18 protein-coding genes are annotated in these 20,634 nt (G+C 67.7%); 4 read left to right on the top strand and 14 right to left on the bottom strand.

The genetic code is table 11. From position 1 onward, the window contains the following. Position 1: 1 nt before the first annotated feature. The 3 genes from rplM to M2352_RS10425 all read right to left on the bottom strand — a co-directional run bounded on the left by rplM (position 2) and on the right by M2352_RS10425 (position 3,401). Positions 2–466 carry a 50S ribosomal protein L13 gene (gene rplM / locus M2352_RS10435; protein WP_264664426.1) on the bottom strand — a complete coding sequence of 155 codons (465 nt, stop codon included), beginning with the start codon at positions 464–466 and terminating at the stop codon, positions 2–4. Between the two features lie 181 nt (positions 467–647). Then, on the bottom strand, positions 648–1,121 hold the full coding sequence (locus M2352_RS10430) for a PaaI family thioesterase (RefSeq protein WP_264664425.1): 474 nt from the start codon (positions 1,119–1,121) through the stop codon (positions 648–650). 36 nt (positions 1,122–1,157) lie between these two features. Beyond that, positions 1,158–3,401 (bottom strand): PAS domain-containing sensor histidine kinase, encoded by a 2,244-nt coding sequence (locus M2352_RS10425; RefSeq protein WP_264664424.1) that lies wholly within the window; start codon positions 3,399–3,401, stop codon positions 1,158–1,160. A 322-nt stretch (positions 3,402–3,723) separates the two neighbouring features. Between M2352_RS10425 and M2352_RS10420 the strand changes: the two genes are divergently transcribed. Further along, positions 3,724–4,524 carry an enoyl-CoA hydratase gene (locus M2352_RS10420; protein ID WP_264664423.1) on the top strand — a complete coding sequence of 267 codons (801 nt, stop codon included), beginning with the start codon at positions 3,724–3,726 and terminating at the stop codon, positions 4,522–4,524. Beyond that, positions 4,521–5,033 carry a CoA-binding protein gene (locus M2352_RS10415; RefSeq protein ID WP_264664422.1) on the top strand — a complete coding sequence of 171 codons (513 nt, stop codon included), beginning with the start codon at positions 4,521–4,523 and terminating at the stop codon, positions 5,031–5,033. Before M2352_RS10420 ends, M2352_RS10415 begins: the two co-directional genes overlap by 4 nt. A gap of 452 nt (positions 5,034–5,485) precedes the next feature. Here M2352_RS10415 and ntrX read toward each other — a convergent pair whose 3' ends face one another. From ntrX to M2352_RS10385, 6 genes are all read right to left on the bottom strand, one after another. Next, entirely contained in the window at positions 5,486–6,886 is a 1,401-nt protein-coding gene (gene ntrX, locus M2352_RS10410; protein WP_264664421.1) for a nitrogen assimilation response regulator NtrX, read from the bottom strand. Beyond that, entirely contained in the window at positions 6,876–9,182 is a 2,307-nt protein-coding gene (locus tag M2352_RS10405; protein ID WP_264664420.1) for a sensor histidine kinase NtrY-like, read from the bottom strand. The genes ntrX and M2352_RS10405 overlap by 11 nt, the downstream gene beginning before the upstream one ends. Positions 9,183–9,363: 181 nt before the next feature. Beyond that, a complete protein-coding gene (ntrC, locus tag M2352_RS10400; RefSeq protein ID WP_264664419.1) occupies positions 9,364–10,809 on the bottom strand; it encodes a nitrogen regulation protein NR(I) in 1,446 nt (481 codons plus the stop codon). Beyond that, positions 10,809–11,972: a two-component system sensor histidine kinase NtrB gene (locus M2352_RS10395; protein WP_264665333.1), complete on the bottom strand. Its 1,164-nt coding sequence runs from the start codon at positions 11,970–11,972 to the stop codon at positions 10,809–10,811. The genes ntrC and M2352_RS10395 overlap by 1 nt, the downstream gene beginning before the upstream one ends. Before the next feature lie 35 nt (positions 11,973–12,007). Further along, complete coding sequence (gene dusB, locus M2352_RS10390; protein ID WP_264664418.1) at positions 12,008–12,994, bottom strand: tRNA dihydrouridine synthase DusB; 987 nt, start codon at positions 12,992–12,994, stop codon at positions 12,008–12,010. A gap of 144 nt (positions 12,995–13,138) precedes the next feature. Then, on the bottom strand, positions 13,139–13,954 hold the full coding sequence (locus tag M2352_RS10385; RefSeq protein WP_264664417.1) for a cytochrome C assembly family protein: 816 nt from the start codon (positions 13,952–13,954) through the stop codon (positions 13,139–13,141). Positions 13,955–14,088: 134 nt separating this feature from the next. Between M2352_RS10385 and M2352_RS10380 the strand changes: the two genes are divergently transcribed. Further along, the gene (locus M2352_RS10380) at positions 14,089–15,288 is read left to right on the top strand and encodes a bifunctional 2-C-methyl-D-erythritol 4-phosphate cytidylyltransferase/2-C-methyl-D-erythritol 2,4-cyclodiphosphate synthase (RefSeq protein ID WP_264664416.1); all 1,200 of its coding nucleotides are present in this window, start codon (positions 14,089–14,091) and stop codon (positions 15,286–15,288) included. Between the two features lie 30 nt (positions 15,289–15,318). Further along, entirely contained in the window at positions 15,319–15,822 is a 504-nt protein-coding gene (locus M2352_RS10375) for a CinA family protein (protein ID WP_264664415.1), read from the top strand. A gap of 12 nt (positions 15,823–15,834) precedes the next feature. On the opposite strand, the gene M2352_RS10370 is transcribed toward M2352_RS10375, so the two are convergent. The 5 genes from M2352_RS10370 to M2352_RS10350 all read right to left on the bottom strand — a co-directional run bounded on the left by M2352_RS10370 (position 15,835) and on the right by M2352_RS10350 (position 20,634). Then, the gene (locus M2352_RS10370; RefSeq protein ID WP_264664414.1) at positions 15,835–16,290 is read right to left on the bottom strand and encodes a type II toxin-antitoxin system RatA family toxin; all 456 of its coding nucleotides are present in this window, start codon (positions 16,288–16,290) and stop codon (positions 15,835–15,837) included. Between the two features lie 23 nt (positions 16,291–16,313). Next, positions 16,314–17,288 (bottom strand): lipoyl synthase, encoded by a 975-nt coding sequence (gene lipA, locus M2352_RS10365; RefSeq protein ID WP_264664413.1) that lies wholly within the window; start codon positions 17,286–17,288, stop codon positions 16,314–16,316. Between the two features lie 64 nt (positions 17,289–17,352). Beyond that, positions 17,353–17,841, bottom strand: a complete 489-nt coding sequence (locus M2352_RS10360; protein WP_264664412.1) for a DUF29 domain-containing protein — start codon at positions 17,839–17,841, stop codon at positions 17,353–17,355. Between the two features lie 36 nt (positions 17,842–17,877). Then, entirely contained in the window at positions 17,878–19,275 is a 1,398-nt protein-coding gene (gene lpdA / locus M2352_RS10355; protein WP_264664411.1) for a dihydrolipoyl dehydrogenase, read from the bottom strand. Between the two features lie 42 nt (positions 19,276–19,317). Next, the gene (locus M2352_RS10350; protein ID WP_264664410.1) at positions 19,318–20,634 is read right to left on the bottom strand and encodes a pyruvate dehydrogenase complex dihydrolipoamide acetyltransferase; all 1,317 of its coding nucleotides are present in this window, start codon (positions 20,632–20,634) and stop codon (positions 19,318–19,320) included.

Below are 20,634 nucleotides of genomic sequence, written 5' to 3'. Positions count from 1 at the left end.
ATTACGCGCTCCGCTTATTCTTCGGGTTCGCCGCGGCGATGTCCAAAACTTCGGGCTGCTGCGCATCGTGAGGGTGCACGGCGCCCGCGTAAACCTTCAGGTGCGTCATCTGGCGGCGGCCCAGCGGACCGCGCGGAACCATGCGCTCCACGGCCTTGGTGATCACACGTTCCGGGTACTTGCCGTCCAGGATCTGGCCCTTCGAACGGCCCTTGATGCCGCCCGGATAGCCGGTGTGCCAGTAGAAGATGTCATCGCGGCGCTTGTTGCCGGTCAGCTTCACCTTCTCGGCATTGATGACGATGATGTGATCACCGCAATCCATGTGAGGGGTGAAGGTGGGCTTGTGCTTGCCGCGCAGCATGTTCGCCAGAATGCTGGCGAGCCGGCCGAGAATGACGCCGTCGGCATCGACGACGTACCACTTCTTCTCGATATCGGACGGCTTCAGATTGAAGGTCTTCATCGCCTTGACTCAATTATCAAAAGGGTTTCGGCGCGCCGCCCGGATCGGGGCACCGAAGCGGGGCTGGTTCTACGGATTGGACGGCGCCCTGTCAATGGAAAAATTTCAGCGTGATATCAAGGTCTTGCTGGAGTGGTATTATTTTACCGCAATCAGAAAGCCACTGATATCACAAGATTTTTCAGCCTTCTTCGGAATCGCGGTATCCAGAAACCGCGAGCGAGACCGGGTCGTGGGGCGGAATCGAATAGGTGCCGGTGGCGTGCGCCACGGGTTCGGCGGAATCGTCGGAAAAGACCAGAACCTCGCCATAGGCCAGCCGCTTGCCGCATTTCAGGATGCGCGCCTCGGCGGTGATTCCGGCGGGGGCTGGGCGGCGCAGGAAGTTGATGGTCATGCTGGTGGTGACGGCCAGTTCCACCCGCCCGATCAGGCTGAGCACCGCGCCGTACAGCGCCACGTCGGCCAGCCCGAACATGGCCGGTCCGGTGACGGTGCCGCCGGGGCGGACGAAATCGTCCTTGTACGGCATGCGCATCCGCACGCGGCCCGCCACCAGCTCCTCCACCGTGACGCCGAAACCGCCCACCAGCGGCACGCCCTCACGGATCAACGCTTCCAGGTCGGGGATGGAAATGGCGGATTGGCCGGACATGGTTCCTCGTCATGACGTTTTGGGAATGGCCCATCATCATGCGGGGGCGGGGCCGCCGTGCGCAACACAACGAAAGGCAGGGAAGGTCAGGGTCACGGTGGTCCCCTGCCCCACGGCGCTGCTCAGGGCGATGGTGCCTTCGTGGGCTTCCATCAGCGCCCTGGTGATGGTCAGCCCCAGCCCGACCCCGCCGGCGGCCCGCACGTCGGGGGAGCCCGCCTGGCTGAAGGGTTCCCACACCCGGTCCAGATCCTCCGCCGGGATGCCGGCGCCGGTGTCGGCCACGGTGATGGTCAGCCCCCGGCCGGGATCGAAGGCGGCATGGACACGCACGGTCCCGCCGGCCGGGGTGAACTTGATGCTGTTGTAGCCGACGTTGACCAGCATCTGCATGACCCGCCGGATGTCGCAGCGCAGCCGCGGCAGACCGGGCACGGTTTCGATGCCCAGCACCACCCCGGCGTCGGCGGCGCGGTTGGACAGGATGTGGCCGGTACGGGCCAGCAGCTCGGCCACGTCCACCATCTCGTCGGTCAGGGTCAGGACACCCAGCTCGATGCGCGACACCTCCAGGATATCGTCGATCAGCCCCAGCAGGTGCCGGCCCGAGGAGTGGATGGCGCCGACATAGCCGCGGTAGCGGTCGTTGCCCACGGGGCCGAACATTTCGGCCTCCATCACCTCCGAATAGCCCAGGATGGCGTTCAGCGGCGTGCGCAGTTCGTGGCTGACCACGGCCAGGAAATGGGTCTTGGAGCGGTTGGCCGCCTCCGCCTCCCGCTTGGCGGCGACCAGGGCGGCCTCGGTGGCCTTCAGGTCGGTGATGTCGTGCCCCTCCGGCACGATCAGCACCACGGCGCCGTTGTCGTCGAAAATAGGGCGCAGGGAGAAATCCACACTCATCCGCCGCCCGTCAGGGCCGGGATGGGTGGTTTCGAACCGCACCATCTGCCCCGCTGCCGCCCGTGCGATTCCGGCCTTCAGCCGCATCTGGGCGGCGGGATCGTGGGTCCACCACGGAGTCTCCCAGAACGGGCGGCCGCACACCTCCTCGGGATTTTTGCCGATGTGGCGCAACGAGGTGACGTTGGCCTCCAGCAGAACGCCGTCGGTGTCGAGCAGGCCGATGAAGCTCGCCACATGGTCGAAGATGGCGCGGAACCGGCGCTTGCGTTCCGACAGCGCCTGGCTGGCGGTGCGCTGTTCGGTGATGTCCAACATCACCGCCTCCATGCGGCCTTCGCCGGCCCACCAGGCGCTGACCGACACCCAGCGTTCCCGCCCGTCATGGGGGAGGAGACGAACCGCCGTCTGCCACAGCCCGCCCGCGGGCGGGCACGCCTCGGCCCAGGCCACGAAGGCGGCGCGGCTCTCGGGATGGATCAGGCCGCGCACCCCCACCCGTCCCTCGCGCAGGGCGGTGCGGTTCAGGTGCAGGCACCGGCCCGCGTTCTCGGTCACGTAATCCACCGGCCAATCGCCCGTCATCCGCCACGCCAGCCCCACCACCGGGCTGCGGTTGACCATGCCGGCCAGCCGGACGCGCTCGTCCTCGGCCCGGCGGCGGGCGGTGGTGTCACGGCCGACGGTCTGCACCGCGGTCAGCACCCCGTCGCGCCCGAACAGCGCCAGCCGCCGCCACGTCACCCAGCGGGTGGTGCCGTCGGGTTGCGGCCACGCCTCCTCGCTGGATTGGGACGGGTCGGCGGGGGTGGCGCTGCGGACGAACGCCTGCGTTCCCCGCACGCTGTCGGGGGGCAGGTAATCGGTCACCGGCTCGCCGATCAGGTCGCGGGGCACCACCCCCCACAGGCCCGCGAATTCGCGGTTGGCCAGCGTCACCGACAGGTCGGGCAGGAAGCGCACGATCAGCTCCGACTGGTCGTCGATGGCGGTGCGGAACTTGTCGCGGCTGGAAAACACCTTGCAGATGAAACAGCGGTCGTCGGTGACGTCGGCCAGCGTCACCACCCGGTTGCCGTCGGGCAGCGGCGCCACGGTATAGGTCACGTCGCGCTGTTCGCCGTCGGGGCGCAGCAGAAACGCCGCCCCCTTCCCCGCCTGCGGCAGATCCGGCAGCGGGGCGTCCCCGGCGGCACCGTCGAAGGGCATGAGAATGTCGAGAGGCCGCCCGGCCATTGCCCCCTCGTCCCGCCCGGTCAGGGCGGCAAAGGCGGCGTTGGCCGCGACGACCCCGCCGCCGGGGCCGACGATGCACAGGGCCACGGGGCTTTCGGCAAAGACCGACGCCCATTCCACCGGCGGATTTTGTGCGCCCATCCCACCCTTGCCGCCCGTTTCAGGCCCCACGATCCGCCTCTTGTCGATCCTCAACGCCCCCGGTGACCGGGACAGCGAAATGATGACCGAACGGCCCAGCCGGCGCCACAATCCATTGCACCCGAAGGGTTTTGTGACCCGATGAGAATCATCAATTTTCTGCGTGTTGTATCATTCATACCACAAAGGGGATGTGTGCATGGGGCCGTCGGCGGAACGGACGGGTTCCCGCCGCAGGGCCGGCGCGGTACAGTCGGCAGCAAGAACCACACCGAACACCAGGGCCGGACCAGCGGCCCGCATGGGGGAGAGGACGCATTCCATGACCGCAACGGATCAGGCGGCGGCGCCGCTGCTGCTGCTGCGCGAGGACCGGGACGGCATCGCCACGCTGACCATGAACCGGCCCCAGGCCCGCAACGCCCTGTCCATGGGACTGATGACGGCGCTGCTGGACGCGCTGGACGCCATCCGCACCGACGCCTCGGTGCGCGCGGTGGTTCTGGCCGGCGCCGGCCCGGCCTTCTGCGCCGGCCACGACCTGAAGGAGATGCGCGCCAGCCCGGCCCAAGAGGCGTACGAGGCGGTGTTCACCACCTGCTCGCGTCTGATGATGGCCATCACCACCCTGCCCCAGCCGGTCATCGCGCGGGTTCATGGCATCGCCACCGCCGCCGGGTGCCAGCTGGTCGCCACCTGCGATCTGGCCTATGGCGCGGCGGACGCGCGGTTCGCCACGCCGGGGGTGAACATCGGCCTGTTCTGCTCCACCCCCATGGTGGCGCTGAGCCGGGCCGTGGGGCGCAAGGCCGCCATGGAGATGCTGCTGCTGGGCGAGATGATCCCGGCGGACGAGGCGGTGCGCATCGGCCTGCTCAACCGCGCGGTGGCCCCGGCGGAGCTTGACGCCGCGGTGGCCGCCGCCGCCGGGCGCATCGCCGCCAAATCCCCCCTGACGCTGGCCATCGGCAAGGAAGCCTTCTACCGCCAGATCGACATGGGGCTGGAGGACGCCTATGCCTACGCCGCCGCGGTGATGACCCGCAACATGATGACCGAGGACGCGGCGGAGGGCATCGACGCCTTCCTGGGAAAGCGCCATCCCGTGTGGTGCGGGCGATGAGCGGGCCGGTGGATCACGACTCCTACAGCGACGCCTATCTGCAAGGCGTGCTGGAGGACGTGCGCAGCATCGCGGTGGTCGGCGCCTCCGACAACCCGCTGCGCGCCAGCCACTTCGTCATGAAGTACCTGGGGGAAAAGGGCTACACCATCATTCCCATCAACCCCGGACAGGCGGGGAAGGAGATTTTGGGCAACCGGGTCTATGCGTCGCTGTCCGACCTGCCGGCGCCGCCGGACATGGTGGACGTCTTCCGCAACAGCGAGGCCGCGGGCGGCGTGGTGGACGAGGCCATCGCCATCGGCGCCAAGGTGGTGTGGCTGCAACTGGGCGTGCGCAATGACGCCGCCGCCCGCCGGGCCGAGGCCGCCGGCCTGCGCGTGGTGATGGACCGCTGCCCCAAGATCGAATACCAGCGCCTGTTCGGCGAAATCGGGCGCATCGGGGTGAATTCCAACATCATCACCACGAAGAAGCGTCCGGTGAAGCCGGTGAAGAAGCTGATTTGACGGGTTTCGGCGCCTTCTTTCCCCTCTCCCGCCGGGGCTACGCTATCAACACATGCAGTTTTATGGCTGGTTTGGCCTTGATGAGCTGAAAGGGGTTGCGGATCGTTGTGCTGTCTGATTGCGTTCGAGGTGTTCTTTGCCGGAGGACGTCACGGATGGACAGGACGCTACCGTTGCTCGGCCGGTTTTCGGACAAATGCCTTTACTGAGCCACAGATAAAGGTGCTCGCCGCGGTCCTCCCAACCCTCGAAGGCAAGACCGCGGCCCGCAGAAACCCTCATCCCTCGGGCGCCTCGGCATGGGCCACGTGGATTATCGCCCGCCTCGGCGGCTGGGATGGCTATCCCAAATCAGATCCCCCAGGGCCCATAACACTCGCCAACGGATACGCGCGCTTCTCCAGCTTTTATGTTGATAGCGTAGCCCCCGGGGAGAGGGGAAATATGGTGGTTCAGTCGATAAACGGCTTCCCCTTCTCGCTCCCGTGCACGCCGAGCGACTTCAGCTTGCGGTGCAGGGCCGAGCGCTCCATGCCGACGAACGCCGCGGTGCGGGAGATGTTGCCGCCGAACCGGGTCACCTGGGCCAGCAGGTATTCCCGCTCGAACACCTCGCGGGCTTCACGGAGCGGCAGGCCCATGATCTCGCCGCCCTTGTCCCACTTCAGCACCGTCGGCGTGATGGCGCCGATCTCCGGGGGCAGCATGTCGGCGCGGATCGGCTCCTTGGGATCGCCCTGGGCCATGATGAGCAGCCAGTCCACCACGTTGCGCAACTGGCGCACGTTGCCGGGCCAGTCATAGGCCTGCAGCGCCGCCATGGCGTCCTCGCCGAATTCCCGCGGGGGAAGGCCGCCGGCCTCCGACGAGCGCTGCATGAAGTGGCGGGCCAGCAGCGGGATGTCCTCCCGCCGTTCGGCCAGCGACGGCACGCGGATGGGCACCACGGCCAGACGGTAGAACAGATCCTGGCGGAAGCGGCCCAGCTCGATTTCCGCCTGCAGGTCGCGGTTGGAGGTGGCGATGACGCGCACGTCCACCTCCACCCGGCTGCCGCCGCCCACGCGCTCGAAGGTCTGTTCCTGCAGCGCGCGGACGATCTTGCCCTGGGTTTCCAGCGGCATGTCGGCCACCTCGTCCAGCAGCAGGGTGCCGCCGTGGGCCTGTTCGAAGGTGCCGATCTTGCGGGCACCGCCGTCCACCCCGGCCTCGGTGCCGAACAACTCCATCTCCAGGCGGTCGGGGCGCATGGTGGCGCAGTTCAGCCCGACGAACGGGCCGGTGTTGCGGCGGGAATGGGCGTGGATCAGGCGGGCCACCACCTCCTTGCCCGAGCCGGCCAGACCGGTGATGAGCACGCGGCTGCCGGTGGGGGCCACCTTGTCGATGGACTGCCGCACCTGATTGACGGCGGGGGAGCGGCCGATCAACTCGACCTCCCCGCCGGCACGGAGCTTCAGTTCCTCGTTCTCGCGCTTCAGGCGGGCCGCTTCGATGGCGCGTTCGACCATCAGGATCAGGCGGTCGGCCTTGAACGGCTTCTCGATGAAGTCGTAGGCGCCGACCTTGATGGCGTTGACCGCGGTTTCGATGGTGCCGTGGCCGGAAATCATGATGACCGGCAGGTTGGGATTGTCCCGTTTCAGGGTTTCCAGAATGCCCAGCCCGTCCAGGCGGCTGCCCTGAAGCCAGATGTCGAGGACCACGAGGCTGGGCCGCCGCGCCGCCACCTGGGCGAATGCCTGATCGGCGTCCGCGGCCTCGCGGGTCTTCATGCCCTCGTCGTTCAGGATACCCGCAATCAGCATGCGGATATCGGCTTCGTCATCGACGATCAGAATGTCATGCGCCATGGGCTGCCTGCCTCTGTTCACCGCCGGCTTGGGCCGGACTGTTATCGCCGGTGGCGGCCGCCGTGCCGGCCGGGTCGGCTATGGGAATGATCAGGCTGACGCGGGCGCCGCCACCCTCGCGGTCTTCGAGGGTGATTTCGCCGCCGTGGTCTTCCATGATCTTCTTGACGATGGCGAGGCCGAGGCCGGTGCCTTTGGCCCGCGTGGTCACATAGGGTTCGGTCAGACGGTGCCGTTCGTCGCCCGGCAGCCCCTTGCCGTTGTCCTCCACCACCATCGCCACCCGGTCGGGGGTGACGGTGATGCGGGCGGCGACGTGGCCGGGGGGCAGTTCCTCCCCCGCGGGGGGGGCGGGGCGGCCCTCGATGGCGTCCACCGCGTTCTGCAACAGGTTGGTCAGCGCCTGGGAAATCTGGCGGCTGTCGCAGGGCACGGTCAGCGGCCCTTCGGGCAGATCCACCTCGAAGCGGACCTTGCCGTGGTGAGCGCTGGTCTGGAGGAACACCGCCTGCCGCATCAGGTCGTTGAGGTTCACCGGCTTCATCACCGGCTGCGGCATGCGGGCGAAGGCGGAGAATTCGTCCACCATGCGGCGGATGTCGTCCACCTGCCGCACGATGGTGTCGGTGCACATGGTGAAGACCTCCGTGTCGCTGGAGATCTCCTTCAGGTATTTGCGCCGCAGCCGTTCCGCCGACAACTGGATGGGGGTCAGGGGGTTCTTGATCTCATGCGCGATGCGGCGGGCCACGTCGGCCCACGCGGCCTTGCGCTGCGCCGACACCAGCTCGGTGATGTCGTCGAAGGTCATGACATAGCCGCGCACGTCGCCCCCCGACACCTCGGCCACGATGCGGACCAGCAGGGTCAGCGGCGCGCGGCCCGGACGGCGGATCTGCACCTGCTCCTGCACCGGGCGGCCGGGGCGCTTGGGCACCTTGCCCAGCAGTTCGGCCATTTCCGGCGATAGTTCGGCCAGCGGGCGGCCCACCAGCACCTCCGGGTCGTCCACGCCCAGCAGACGGGCGGCGGACAGGTTGGGCAGGTTGACCACCCCCTCGGCGTCCAGCCCCATGACGCCCGCCGACACGCCGCCCAGCACGGTTTCGATGAAGCGGCGGCGCTGGTCCATCTGATGGTTGGCCTGGAGAAGCTCGCGGCGCTGCCCCTCGATCTCGCTGGTCATGCGGTTGAAGGCGCGGGACAGCAGGGTCAACTCGTCCTCGTCCGCCGCCTCCTGCACGCGGACCTGCAGGTCGCCGGCGCGCACCCGTTCGGCGGCGGCGATCAATGCGCTGATGGGCCGGGCCAGACGGGTGGCGAACAGCAGGCCCGCCCACACCGCCGCCATCAGCAGCAGCAGCGCCACCACCACGAAGATCAGCGTAAAGGTGACCTGCAGGCTGCCCCGCTTGCCCTCAAGCTCGGCGTATTCCTTCACGGCGCCCTGGGCACTGGCCATGTGGGCCAGCACCTTCGGCTCCACCAGCCGCCCAACGTAGAGATAGGTGTCCACGAAGCGGTCGAGCCGGATGAGGGCGCGCACGCGGTCGCCGGATTCATTGACGATCAGCGCCACCTCGCCCATGCGGGCCTGATCCATCACCGATTCGGCGATGGGTTCGAACTCGAGCGTGAAGCCGAAGCCGGAACGGGCGACGATCTTGCCGGTGGTGCCGTTGAACACCACGGCTTCCGACAGGGCGCGCAGCATGGCCTGGGTCGCCACGATCTGCTCGAACCGTTCGGGGTCGCCGGCCATGCGGCCGGCCTCCTGGTTCAGATCGTTGGCCATGGCCAGCGCGTCGGCGCGGATGTTCTGCTGATGCTCGTGCAGATAGGCGCTGGCCACCTCCAGCGATTCCTTCACCGCCGTGCGCACCCGGTCGCTGAACCAGGATTGCAGGCCGACGTAAAAGAACACCGCCGAGAACGCCGCCATGAAGATGGCCGGCGTGATGGCCAGAAGGCTGAAGATCGCCACCAGCCGCACATGCAGCTTGGACCCCGCCAGCCCGCGGCGGCGGCCCATCATGATCTGCACGAAGCGCCGGGCGATCAGCACCCCCAGCAGCAGCAGCAGCACAAGGTCGAGCGTCAGCAGGAACGTGGTGGTGGCCGGGCTGGTCTCGCCGAACGGCGGCGCTTCGGTCAGCGCGCCATAGGTGGCGAAACCGGCAAGGATGGCGGCGAGGCTGAGGGCGAGCGCCAGCCGCTTGGCCAGCCCAACCCGGCTGGCCCACATCTGAAAGCGGCGCCAGGGGGTCGGCGCGGTCGGCTGGGGTGTCAGAGACATGATTCCGGCAGCGATGATGTTGCCAGAAAGATACACTCATGTGGCGTGAATGCCAAGCATGAAGCTTCGGTAACGCTTCCGGGGCGATTTTTGTTGCCTTATGGCACCGCCGCCACCCCCGGATGCAACAGGGGCGGCCCGGAGCGATCACCCTCCCCCCGGCGGGGCAAGGGGGAAACCGTCACTTCAGTCCGCGCACCACCTGGATGTCCAGTTCGCGGATCTTCTTGCGCAGGGTGTTGCGGTTCAGGCCCAGCAGTTGCGCGGCCTTGATCTGGTTGCCCCGCGTGGCCGAGAGGCTGAGGGAGATCAGGGGCCGCTCCACCTCGCGCAGGATGCGGTCGTAAAGGCCGTTGGACGGCATGCCGTCCTTGTGGGCGGCGAAATAATCCTTCAGATGGCGTTCGACCGCCGAACTCAGCCCCTCGCTGGGCGCCTCCTCCACCTGGGGGGCCTGGGGGGCGGCGTCGGCCAGTTCCGCCTCGATCACATCGACGGTGATCACCTCTTGCGAATAGAGGGCGGCCAGACGGCGGACGAGGTTTTCCAGCTCGCGCACGTTGCCGGGCCAGCGGTAGCGGCGCAGGCGGTCCATGGCCGCCTGGTCGATGCTCTTGGCCGGCAGCCCCTGGGACGTGGCGTGGTTCAGGAAATGACGGACCAGCAGCGCCACGTCCTCCGTGCGCTCGCGCAGCGGCGGCAGGCGGATGGGCACCACGTTCAGGCGGTAGAACAGATCCTCGCGGAACAGCCCCTGGCGGATCAGGGTGCGCAGGTCGCGGTGGGTGGCGGCGATGATGCGCACGTCGGTCTTGATGGGGGTACGCCCGCCGACGGTGGTGTATTCCCCCTCCTGCAACACGCGCAGAAGGCGGGTCTGTGCCTCCAGCGGCATGTCGCCGATCTCATCGAGGAACAGCGTGCCGCCCTGGGCCTGCTCGAACCGCCCGGTGGAGCGGTTGGTAGCGCCGGTGAAGGCGCCCTTTTCATGGCCGAACAGTTCCGATTCGATCAGTTCGCGGGGGATCGCCGCCATGTTGATGGCGACGAAGGGGCCGCTGCGGCGCTTGCCGTAATCGTGCAGCGCGCGGGCGACCAGTTCCTTGCCCGTCCCGGACTCGCCCGTGATCATCACGGTCAGGTCGGTGCCCATCAAACGGGCAAGGACACGGTAGATTTCCTGCATGGCGGGGGAGCGGCCGATCAGGGGAAGCTGCTCGTCCCCCTCGTCGCCTTCCGCCGACAGGTCGGCTTGCGGCTGGCGGGCGTTCAGCGCCCGCTCGACCACCGAAACCAGTTCCTTCAGGTCGAAGGGTTTCGGCAGGTATTCAAAGGCCCCCCGCTCCGCCGCCTTGACGGCGGTGATCAGGGTGTTCTGCGCGCTCATCACGATGATGCGCAGTTCGGGGCGGATCTTCTTGATCCGCGGCACCAGATCCAGGCCGTTTTCGTCGGGCATCACCACGTCGGTGATGACCAGATCCCCCTGCCCGTCGGCCACCCAGCGCCAGAGCGTGGCGGCGTTGCCGGTGGTGCGGACGTCATAGCCCAGACGGGCCAGGGCCTGGGTGAGAACCGTGCGGATGGCGCGGTCGTCATCCGCAACAAGAATGGTCGCCCCCGGCATCAGCGGCTTCCCCGCCCGCCGCGCGGACCCGCCCCGTAGAACGGCACCCGGTTCGCCTCAAAGCTTTCGTCATACATGGGCAGCGACACCTTAAAGACGGTCCGGCGCGGCTGGCTGTCGAATTCGATGACGCCGCCGTGGTCGCCGATGATTTTCGCTACCAATGCAAGCCCCAGGCCAGTTCCATTGACCTTTGTCGTCACAAAGGCGTCGAACAGGCTTTCCTTCAGGTCGTCGGCGATTCCATCCCCGTTGTCCTGCACCGACACCAGGAGCGGCAGGTGGATGCGGGTGTCCCCACCGGGCATCGCCATGCGCACCCCGTGCTGATAGGCGGTGGACAGAACCACCTCACCGCCTTGTTCGGGGGCAGCTTCTGCCGCATTTTTGACCAGATTCAGGAAAACCTGCACCAACTGGTCGCGGTTGCCGTAAACCGGGGGCAGCGACGGGTCGTAGCGCTCGATGAAGCGGATGTGCCGGGCGAAGCCGGTCTGGGCCACCTTGCGCACATGCTCCAGCACGGTGTGGATGTTGACCGCGCTGCGCTCCAGCGGGCGCTTGTCGGAAAACACCTCCATCCGGTTGACCAGGGCCACGATCCGGTCGGCCTCGTCGCAGATCAGGCGGGTGAGAACGCGGTCCTCCTCCCCCACGCCCTCCTCCAGCAACTGGGCGGCACCACGGATGCCGGACAGGGGATTCTTCACCTCGTGCGCCAGCATGGCGGCCATGGCGGTCACCGACCGGGCGGCGCTGCGGTGGGTGAAGGAATTGTCGATCTTGCGGGCCAGCGTGCGCTCGTAAATGGTCACCAGCACCATGTCGGAGCCGTCGCCCATGGCCCCCGCCTGCACCGTCACCAGATGCTGGCCGATGCGGGGGGTGTCGATCATCACCCCCTCCTGCGACACGCTGCGGCTGCCCTGGAGCACCTGCCCCACCATGCCCAGAACGGGGCTGTCGGGCGGCAGGAGGGAGGCCAGCGGCATCCCCTGCAGCATGGTGGCCGACAGGTCGAAGAACTCCTGCGCCTCAAGGTTCACATAGCGGACCTCGCCCGCGCCATCGACCACCAGCACCGGATCGGGCAGGGAATTGAGAACGGCGGACGGGTCCACGTCACCTCCACGGAACGGCGGGTGCGGGGTGCGGCGCCCCATCGGCATGGCGGAACGCGGCGTGGCGGTGCGCGGCATCAGGCAGCCATCCTTTCGATCAGGGGGCCATAAAAGGCGCGGATGCGGTCCCGCACGGTGGCGGGATCGGCGATCCTGTTGACCTCGTTGCGGAAATCCGCCGAGGCCGGCAGGCCGTTCGTGTACCAGGAGATGTGCTTGCGGGCGACCTTCAGCCCGTGCTCGATGCCGTAATGGGCCAGCATCGCCTCGTAGTGTTCCAGCAGCACGGCAAGCTGTTCGTCCAGCGGGGGCTCGGGCGCCTCCCGCCCGGTGCGCAGGCCGTGGATGACCTGGGCCAGCCGCCATGGACGGCCGCAGGCGCCGCGGCCGATCATCACCCCGGCGGCCCCCGACTGCTCCATGGCCCGGCGGGCGTCCGCCGTGTCGGCGATGTCGCCGTTGACCACCACCGGCAGGTCCACCGCCTCCACCACCGGGCGGACGGCGGCCCAGTCGGCGGAGCCGGTGTACATCTGCATCCGGGTACGGCCGTGCACGGTGATCATCCGTATGCCGCATTGTTGGGCAATGCGCGCAAGCGCCGGGGCGTTGCGGTTGCCGTCGTCCCAGCCCAGCCGCATCTTCAGCGTCACCGGGATCGACACCGCCTTGGCCACCGTCTCCAGAATGCGCCCGGCCAACCGCTCGTCGCGCATCAGGGCGGACCCTGCGAAGCCGTTGACCACCTTCTTCACCGGGCAGCCGAAATTCAGGTCGATGATGGCGGCCCCGCGGTCCTGGTTCAGCCGGGCGGCGTCGGCCATCACCTCGGGCTCGCAGCCGGCAAGCTGCACCGCCATGGGGAATTCTTCCGGCACCGTGGAGACCAGCCGCAACGTCTCGCGGTTCTGGCGGATCATCGCCTGGCTGGCGATCATCTCCGATACCACCAGACCGGCGCCCATGCGCTTGACCAGACGGCGGAAAGGAAGATCGGTCACCCCCGACATGGGGGCCAGGATGACCGGATCGGAAAGCGTGATAGGGCCGATGGATAGGGTCATTCAGCGCTGCAAAAAAGATGGGCAGAACAAATGCTGCCGTCTATTTGTGCAAAGCTAGCACAGGGTTTTGCGCTTACGCAAGCGGCAGCGTGCGGCCATTGCCCACAAAATGCCCAGAACAATCGGCTTTACCCACAATCCCTGTCAGGACATAAGCACGCTGGTGACGAATTTGACGCCGGGATAGGCAAGCGTGAGCAAAAGGTAGGCAATCAAAATCATCCGCGTGGCGGTGCGTCCCCGGATGCCCGTGCGCGCGTGCACAAACAAAAGGCCGCCGATGACCGCGAATGTGGCAAAGGAGAACAGGGTTTTATGGTCGGGGCGCAGCAAAATCCCCTGCTCATAATGCAGCACGGCCATGCCCGTCGCCAGCCCCAGGCCCAACACCGCCTCCGACGCGCCCAGCAGGCGCACCTGCATCCGGTCGCTGTCGCGCATGGGCGGGAGGAAGCGGGTGAGCGCCGTGGGCCGCTTGGCCTTCAGCGCCCGGTCCTGAAGAAACGCCGCCAGCGACGCCATGGACGCCAGCGTCAGCAGGGCATAGGTTACCACCGACACGCCGATGTGGATGTCGATCCACAGGCTGGGCGCACCGCCGTGCAGCGCCGGTTCCCGCCCGCCCGCCGTGGCGGTGGCAAGGGATGCCACCACCAGGAGATAGGGCAGCAACAGCGGCGTCAGCCGCCAGACGGAGCGGGTCAGAACCGACAGCATCACGAACAGCACCATGCACGCCGCCACCGTGACCCACAGCGCCGCCGTCAGGCCCGTCTGCCAGCGGGCGCCCACCTGCACCGCCGACCAAACCACCGGTCCGGTGGCGGCCAGCAGCAGGGCACCCCAGAAGGCGGGGGTGCGCCCCTGCCCGTGCGTCCCCGCGATGGAGCGGAACGGAAACAGGGCGGCGGGAACCAGGGTCAGCAGGGCCGTCAGGCTGAAGACAAGGGAATTCGACATGAGGCGGACCTGATCGTCTCCGGTAAGGGCCGGGCCGGGAAAACGCCGGCAGGCTTGGCGAACGGCGGGGGACAGGCTAGGCTCCCTGCCGGTCCCGTCAAGACGGCAATTATCGAAGGCCCGCCTTTTTCACCATGACCGCGTGCTCCGCCCAACCATCCCGTGCCGTCCCAACGTGTGCCGTCCTGATCGTCGCCGCCGGCAGCGGCCAACGGTTCGGACCCGGACGCCCCAAACAATACCACACTCTGGGCGGCTGCGCGGTGCTGCGGCGCACCATCGGCGCCTTCACCGCCCATCCCGGCGTCGGCACGGTGCTGGCGGTCATCAACCCCGGCCACCGGGATCTGTACGACGCGGCCACGGCGGGGCTGGACCTGCCCGAACCGGTCCCCGGCGGGGCCAGCCGGCAGGACTCGGTGCGCCATGGGCTGGAGCGGCTGGCCGCCCTGCCCTGCCCACCGGACCGGGTGCTGATCCACGACGGCGCCCGCCCGATCATCGCCGCCGAGACCATCGCCGCCGTCATCGCCGCCCTTGACCACACCCCCGGCGCCGTCGCCGCCGTGCCGGTGATCGACACGCTGAAACGGGCGGACGGCGGCACCGTCGCCGGCACCGTGGACCGTGCCGGGCTGTGGCGGGCACAAACCCCCCAGGGATTCCGTTTCCCCGATATCCTGGCCGCCCACCGGGCCGCAGCGGGGCTGGAGCTGACCGATGACGCCGCGGTGGCCGAACGGGCCGGGCTGGCCGTGTCCATCGTTCCCGGACGGGAGGAGAACATCAAGGTGACCACCCCCGACGACCTGACCCGCGCCGAACGCCTGCTGAACCAGAGCCTGACCGACGTGCGGGTGGGCACCGGATTCGACGTCCACCGCTTCGCCCCCGGCGACGAGGTGTTCCTGTGCGGCGTCAAGGTGCCGCACACCCACACGCTGGATGGCCATTCCGACGCCGACGTGGCGCTGCACGCCCTGACCGACGCGCTGCTGGGCGCCATCGGCGACGGTGACATCGGCAGCCACTTCCCCCCCTCCGACCCCCAATGGAAGGGGGCGGACAGCGCCCGGTTCCTGCGCCACGCCGCCGGTCTGGTGGCCGCCCGCGGCGGGCGCATCGCGCATGTGGACGTGACGGTCGTCTGCGAACGGCCCAAGGTCGGCCCTCACCGCGCCGCCATGGTGGCACGGGTGGCGGAGTTGCTGGCGCTGGACCCGTCGCGGGTCAGCGTAAAGGCCACCACCACCGAACGGCTGGGCTTCACCGGGCGCGGCGAGGGCATCGCCGCGCAAGCTGTGGCAACGGTTCGATTGCCTGAACAAAAATAAAAAGCCGAATATCAAGGGAGGGTTCAGCGCGTGTACCCCGATTACATCCGCCAACTGGCCGCGGCGCTGCTGGCCGAGTACGAGTTTGCCGGCTACATGGTGGCGACCGCGGAATCCTGCACCGGCGGACTGGTCGCCGGGGCGCTCAGCGACATTCCCGGCTCGTCCAAGGTGCTGGACCGCGGGTTCGTCACCTATTCCAACGTGGCGAAATCGGAAATGCTGGGGGTGCCGCCCAGCCTGATCATGGCCCACGGCGCCGTCAGCCCGGAGGTGGCTGTCGCCATGGCCGTGGGAACGCTGGCGAAGTCCAAGGCCGACGTGACGGTGGCGATCACCGGCATCGCCGGCCCCAGCGGCGGCACGGAAACCAAACCGGTGGGGCGCGTCTACATCGCCACCGCCGTGCGCCGCGGCCCGGCCAAGCACAAGGAATACACCTTTGCCGGTGACCGCAACGCCGTGCGGCTGGCCGCCCTGGAATCCGCCCTGGAGCGGCTGCGCAAGGCCCGCCCGGCCACGGGTCTCCGCTGAAGACGACGGGGTTCAGGCGGGGGATGCCGCCCCGCCGCCGTAAAGCTGCTCGGCGCGCTGTTCGAAGGCATGAACCATGCGCTTCACCGCCTCGTTGAACAGCATCCCCATGACCTTTTGCAACATCTTCGAGCGGAACTCGAAATCCACGAAGAAATCGACCTCGCACCCGCCGCCCGCGTGGGGCAGGAAGATCCAGTGATTGTTCAGGTACTGGAACGGGCCGTCGGTGTACTGCACATCGATGCGGCACTGCGCCTCGTCGGGGGCAACGCGGGAGGTGAAGCGCTCCCGGATCATCTTGAAACCGATGATGAGGTCGGCGAAGAACACCGTGCCTTCCCGCCGGCGGATGCGGGCGGCCAGGCACCAGGGCAGGAATTCCGGGTAACGCTCAACGTCTGCCACCAGCCGATACATCTGCTCCGGCGTGTACGGCAAAACCTTCTTCTCGGCGTGCGTCGGCATCCCTGCCCCGTCCTTGTCCCCGGTTAGCGGCCCTGTGCCGCCAGCTTGGCGGCGCGGTTGGCCCTCAGTTGCGCGAAATCACGGCCGGCGTGGTGGGACGAGCGTGTCAGCGGCGATGCCGACACCATCAGGAACCCCTTGGCCTTGGCCAGACGGGTATAGCTCTCGAACTCCTCCGGTGTCACGAACCGATCGACGGCGGCGTGCTTGGGCGTGGGCTGCAGGTACTGGCCGATGGTGATGAAATCCACGTCGGCCGCCCGCAGATCGTCCATGACCTGCGCCACCTCCTCCTTGGTTTCGCCCAGGCCGACCATGATGCCGGACTTTGTGAAGATCGTCGGGTCGATCTCCTTCACCGTGGCCAACAGGTGGAGCGACGTAAAGTAACGCGCCCCCGGCCGGATGGTGGGATAGAGCCGCGGGGCGGTTTCCAGATTGTGGTTGAACACGTCGGGCCGGGCGGCCACCACGGTCTCGACGGCGCCGGGCTTCTTCTGGAAGTCGGGGGTCAGGATCTCGATGGTGGTGTCCGGGGAGGATTGGCGGATGGCGGTGATGGTGCGGGCGAAATGATCGGCCCCGCCGTCGTCCAGATCGTCACGGTCCACCGAGGTGATCACCACGTGGGACAGCTTCAGTTCCCCCACCGCCTGGGCCACATTGTCGGGTTCGTGCGGGTCCAGCTTGTCCGGGCGCCCGGTTTCCACATTGCAGAAGGCACAGCCGCGGGTGCAGATGGACCCGAGAATCATGAAGGTGGCGTGCTTGTTCTTCCAGCATTCACCGATGTTGGGGCACGCCGCTTCCTCGCACACCGTGTTCAGCTTCAGCCCCCGCATCAGGTTGCGGGTTTCGGCGTATTCCGGGCTGGTGGGGGCCTTCACGCGAATCCAGGCCGGTTTGCGCGCGACGGGGTTGTCGGGCTTATGAGCCTTTTCCGGGTGGCGTTCCTTGGAGGTCGGCGGCACCAGGGTATCGGACGGCGGAACGGTCATGGCGTCATGAACTCCCAGCGCACCGGCTCCATGGGCCGGCGCGCGTGTTAAGCCGGAGCGGCGGTCACCCGCGCCATTCCGGCGGAAACAGGTCGGGCGGATAAGCCGGATCGAGCGCCTCGTCAAGCGAGAACGGCGGATCGGGCGGAAATGAACGGATGTCGGCCTCCGCTTCGTCGGCGGCATCGCCGCGGGCGTTGCGGTAGGCCTCGGCAAAGGCCGCGGCGGCAAAGGGACGCAGACTCGGGCTGTCGGCCAGCCTCTTGACGATCATCCGCCGCTGCTCGCGGATGATCAGGCGCCACGGGCGCTCGCATCGGTCCCGCAGGTCGGGACAACAGAACCATTTCAGGAGATGGGTGAGAAGCACCGTCAAGCGATGCTCGATTTCGTGCCGCTCACCCCGTCCCATGCTGTCAACTTCCTCGGCCAGGTTTTCCCAGTCGATGGGCAGATTCACCCGGTCGGCGGCGGCCCGGCGAAGGGCCGCCGCCTGCTCCTGGGTCCAGGCGTAGAAATCCTGATCGAAGGCCGTGGCCTTGCTGCTGCTCATCGGCGACCTGAAAAACCAACCACCGAGCTAGTGTACTCAGAAGTGGATCGCCCGGCCATAGGCATCAAGGACCGCTTCATGCATCATTTCCGACAGGGTCGGATGCGGGAAGACGGTGTGCATCAGCTCGGCCTCGGTGGTTTCCAGCGTCCGGGCGATGGTGTAGCCCTGGATCATCTCGGTCACCTCCGCCCCGATCATGTGGGCGCCCAGCAACTCGCCGGTCTTGGCGTCGAAGATGGTCTTGACCAGCCCCTCCGCTTCGCCGAGCGCGATGGCCTTGCCGTTGCCGATGAAGGGGAAGCGGCCCACCTTGATCTCGTACCCGGCTTCCTTGGCCTTCGCCTCCGTCAGGCCGACCGAGGCCACCTGCGGGTGCGAATAGGTGCAGCCGGGGATCGAGCGGGGATCGAGCGGGTGCGGGTGCTGCCCGGCGATCTTCTCCACGCAGATGACGCCTTCGTGGCTGGCCTTGTGGGCGAGCCAGGGGGCACCGGTCACGTCGCCGATGGCATAGACGCCGGGCTCGTCGGTCTCGCACCACTGGTTGGTGACGATGTGCCCCCGGTCCGTCTTCACCTTGGTGTTTTCCAGGCCAAGATTTTCGGTGTTGGGGGAGATGCCGACGGCCAGGATCACGCGGTCAACGGTGACGTCCTCGACCTTGCCGTTGGTGTCGATGGCGACCGTGACGTTATCGGCGGTCTTGCGCAGGTTGCCGGCCTTGGCGCCCGTGATGATGCGCATGCCCTGCTTCTCGAAGGCCTTGCGGGCGAAGGCGGAGATTTCGGCATCCTCGGCGGGGAGGATGCGGTCCATCACCTCCACCACCGTCACCTTGGTCCCCAACTCGTTGTAGAAGTTGGCGAATTCGATGCCGATGGCGCCCGAGCCGATCACCAGCAGCGACTTGGGCTGGGTGTCCGGCGTCATGGCCTTGCGGTAGGTCCACACCAGCTTGCCGTCGTCTTCCAGACCCGGCAGGGTGCGGGCGCGGGCACCGGTGGCGATGATGATGTTCTTGGCGCCGAAGGTGCCGACCGGCGCCCCGCCCTTGTCCACCTTCACCTGCCCCTTGCCCAGCAGGGTGGCGTGACCGTCGATGACGGTCACCTTGTTCTTCTTCAGCAGATGCTTGACGCCGCCGTTGAGCTGGGCGGCCACCTTGCGCGACCGCTCCACGACCTTGGCCAGGTCGAAGGAGATGTCGCCCGCGGACAGGCCGTAATCCTTCCCGTGCTTCATCAGCCGCAGCACTTCCGCCGAGCGCAGCAGCGCCTTGGTCGGGATGCAGCCCCAGTTGAGGCAGATACCGCCCAGGTTTTCCCGTTCGATCACCGCCGTGTGCAGCCCGAGCTGGGCGGCGCGGATCGCCGCCACATACCCGCCCGGACCGCCGCCGATGACGATGACGTCATAGTTCATGTCGGCCATGGAAAATCCCCCGATGGGTTGTCGTCAGGTATCGTCGAACCGTCAGAGCAGCATGCTCAGGGGATCTTCGATCAGGCCCTTGAAGGCGGCCAGGAATTCCGCCCCCACGGCACCATCGACCACCCGGTGGTCCACCGACAGGGTGCAGCTCATCATGGTGGCGACGGCCAGCGCACCATCCTTCACGATGGGGCGCTGTTCGCCGGCACCGACCGCCAGGATGCAGCCCTGGGGCGGGTTGATGATCGCCGCGAACTCACGGATGCCGAACATGCCCAGGTTGGAGACGGAGAAGGTGCCGCCCTGGAATTCCTCGGGCTTCAGCTTGCCGTCGCGGGCGCGCTTGGCGAGATCCTTCATCTCGTTGGAGATCTGGGCCAGGCCCTTGCCCTCCGCCGCCTTGATGATGGGGGTGATCAGGCCCGTGGGCGTGGCCACCGCCACCGACACGTCGGCGTGGTCGTACTGCAGGATCGCCTCGTCGGTCCAGGCGGCGTTGGCGGCGGGCACCTTCTTCAGGGCCAGGGCCACGGCGCGGATCACGAAGTCGTTGACCGACAGCTTGTAGGCGTCCGACCGGCTGTTCAGCTCCGAGCGCACCTTCAAAAGCGCGTCGAGCTGGCAGTCGATGGTCAGGTAGAAGTGCGGAACCGTCTGCTTGGCTTCCGACAGGCGGCGCGCGATGGTCTTGCGCATGCCGGTGTTGGGAATGGCCTTGTAGCGCATGCCCAGCTTGTCGGAGAGATCCTTGGCGTCCACGCCCGCCGGCTTGGCCGCCGGGACGGGGGCCGGGGCTGCAGCCGGAGCCGGAGCCGGAGAGGCTGCGGGTGCAGCCGCCGGGGCCTTGGTGACGCCGGAGGCCTTGGCGGCTTCCACGTCGGCCTTGACGATGCGGCCGTTGGGGCCGGAGCCCTTCACGGCGGACAGCTCGATGCCGGCCTGCGCCGCCAGACGGCGGGCCAGCGGGCTGGCGAACACACGGCTACCGCCGCCGTGGGCAGCCGCCGCCGGGGCCGGGGCCGGAGCAACAGTGGCGGGAGCCGCCGCCGCGGTGGGCGCCGGGGCCGGGGCGGCCTTGGGCGCTGCTTCCGCCGCGTCGAGGGCGGAGGCGTCCTCGCCCTCTTCCAGCAGGATGGCGATGGGGGTGTTCACCGCCACCCCCTGGGTTCCGCCGGCAACCAGGATCTTGGCGATGCGGCCTTCATCGACCGCTTCGACTTCCATGGTGGCCTTGTCGGTTTCGATCTCGGCGATCACATCGCCGGACTTCACCTCGTCGCCCTCTTTCTTCAGCCACTTGGCCAAAGTGCCCTCGGTCATCGTGGGCGAGAGGGCGGGCATCAGAATGCGAATGGGCAT

Source organism: Azospirillum fermentarium, from assembly GCF_025961205.1.
Taxonomy (GTDB): Bacteria; Pseudomonadota; Alphaproteobacteria; order Azospirillales; family Azospirillaceae; genus Azospirillum; species Azospirillum fermentarium.
The sequence above is the reverse complement of the archived record's forward strand: the minus strand, read 5'-3'. Positions and strand labels throughout refer to the sequence as shown.

Coding starts and splice junctions, on each gene's coding strand:
- rplM (WP_264664426.1), bottom strand. CDS start 466: ATGAAGACCTTCAATCTGAAGCCGTCCGATATCGAGAAGAAGTGGTAC.
- M2352_RS10430 (WP_264664425.1), bottom strand. CDS start 1,121: ATGTCCGGCCAATCCGCCATTTCCATCCCCGACCTGGAAGCGTTGATC.
- M2352_RS10425 (WP_264664424.1), bottom strand. CDS start 3,401: ATGGGCGCACAAAATCCGCCGGTGGAATGGGCGTCGGTCTTTGCCGAA.
- M2352_RS10420 (WP_264664423.1), top strand. CDS start 3,724: ATGACCGCAACGGATCAGGCGGCGGCGCCGCTGCTGCTGCTGCGCGAG.
- M2352_RS10415 (WP_264664422.1), top strand. CDS start 4,521: ATGAGCGGGCCGGTGGATCACGACTCCTACAGCGACGCCTATCTGCAA.
- ntrX (WP_264664421.1), bottom strand. CDS start 6,886: ATGGCGCATGACATTCTGATCGTCGATGACGAAGCCGATATCCGCATG.
- M2352_RS10405 (WP_264664420.1), bottom strand. CDS start 9,182: ATGTCTCTGACACCCCAGCCGACCGCGCCGACCCCCTGGCGCCGCTTT.
- ntrC (WP_264664419.1), bottom strand. CDS start 10,809: ATGCCGGGGGCGACCATTCTTGTTGCGGATGACGACCGCGCCATCCGC.
- M2352_RS10395 (WP_264665333.1), bottom strand. CDS start 11,972: ATGGGGCGCCGCACCCCGCACCCGCCGTTCCGTGGAGGTGACGTGGAC.
- dusB (WP_264664418.1), bottom strand. CDS start 12,994: ATGACCCTATCCATCGGCCCTATCACGCTTTCCGATCCGGTCATCCTG.
- M2352_RS10385 (WP_264664417.1), bottom strand. CDS start 13,954: ATGTCGAATTCCCTTGTCTTCAGCCTGACGGCCCTGCTGACCCTGGTT.
- M2352_RS10380 (WP_264664416.1), top strand. CDS start 14,089: ATGACCGCGTGCTCCGCCCAACCATCCCGTGCCGTCCCAACGTGTGCC.
- M2352_RS10370 (WP_264664414.1), bottom strand. CDS start 16,290: ATGCCGACGCACGCCGAGAAGAAGGTTTTGCCGTACACGCCGGAGCAG.
- lipA (WP_264664413.1), bottom strand. CDS start 17,288: ATGACCGTTCCGCCGTCCGATACCCTGGTGCCGCCGACCTCCAAGGAA.
- M2352_RS10360 (WP_264664412.1), bottom strand. CDS start 17,841: ATGAGCAGCAGCAAGGCCACGGCCTTCGATCAGGATTTCTACGCCTGG.
- lpdA (WP_264664411.1), bottom strand. CDS start 19,275: ATGGCCGACATGAACTATGACGTCATCGTCATCGGCGGCGGTCCGGGC.
- M2352_RS10350 (WP_264664410.1), bottom strand. CDS start 20,634: ATGCCCATTCGCATTCTGATGCCCGCCCTCTCGCCCACGATGACCGAG.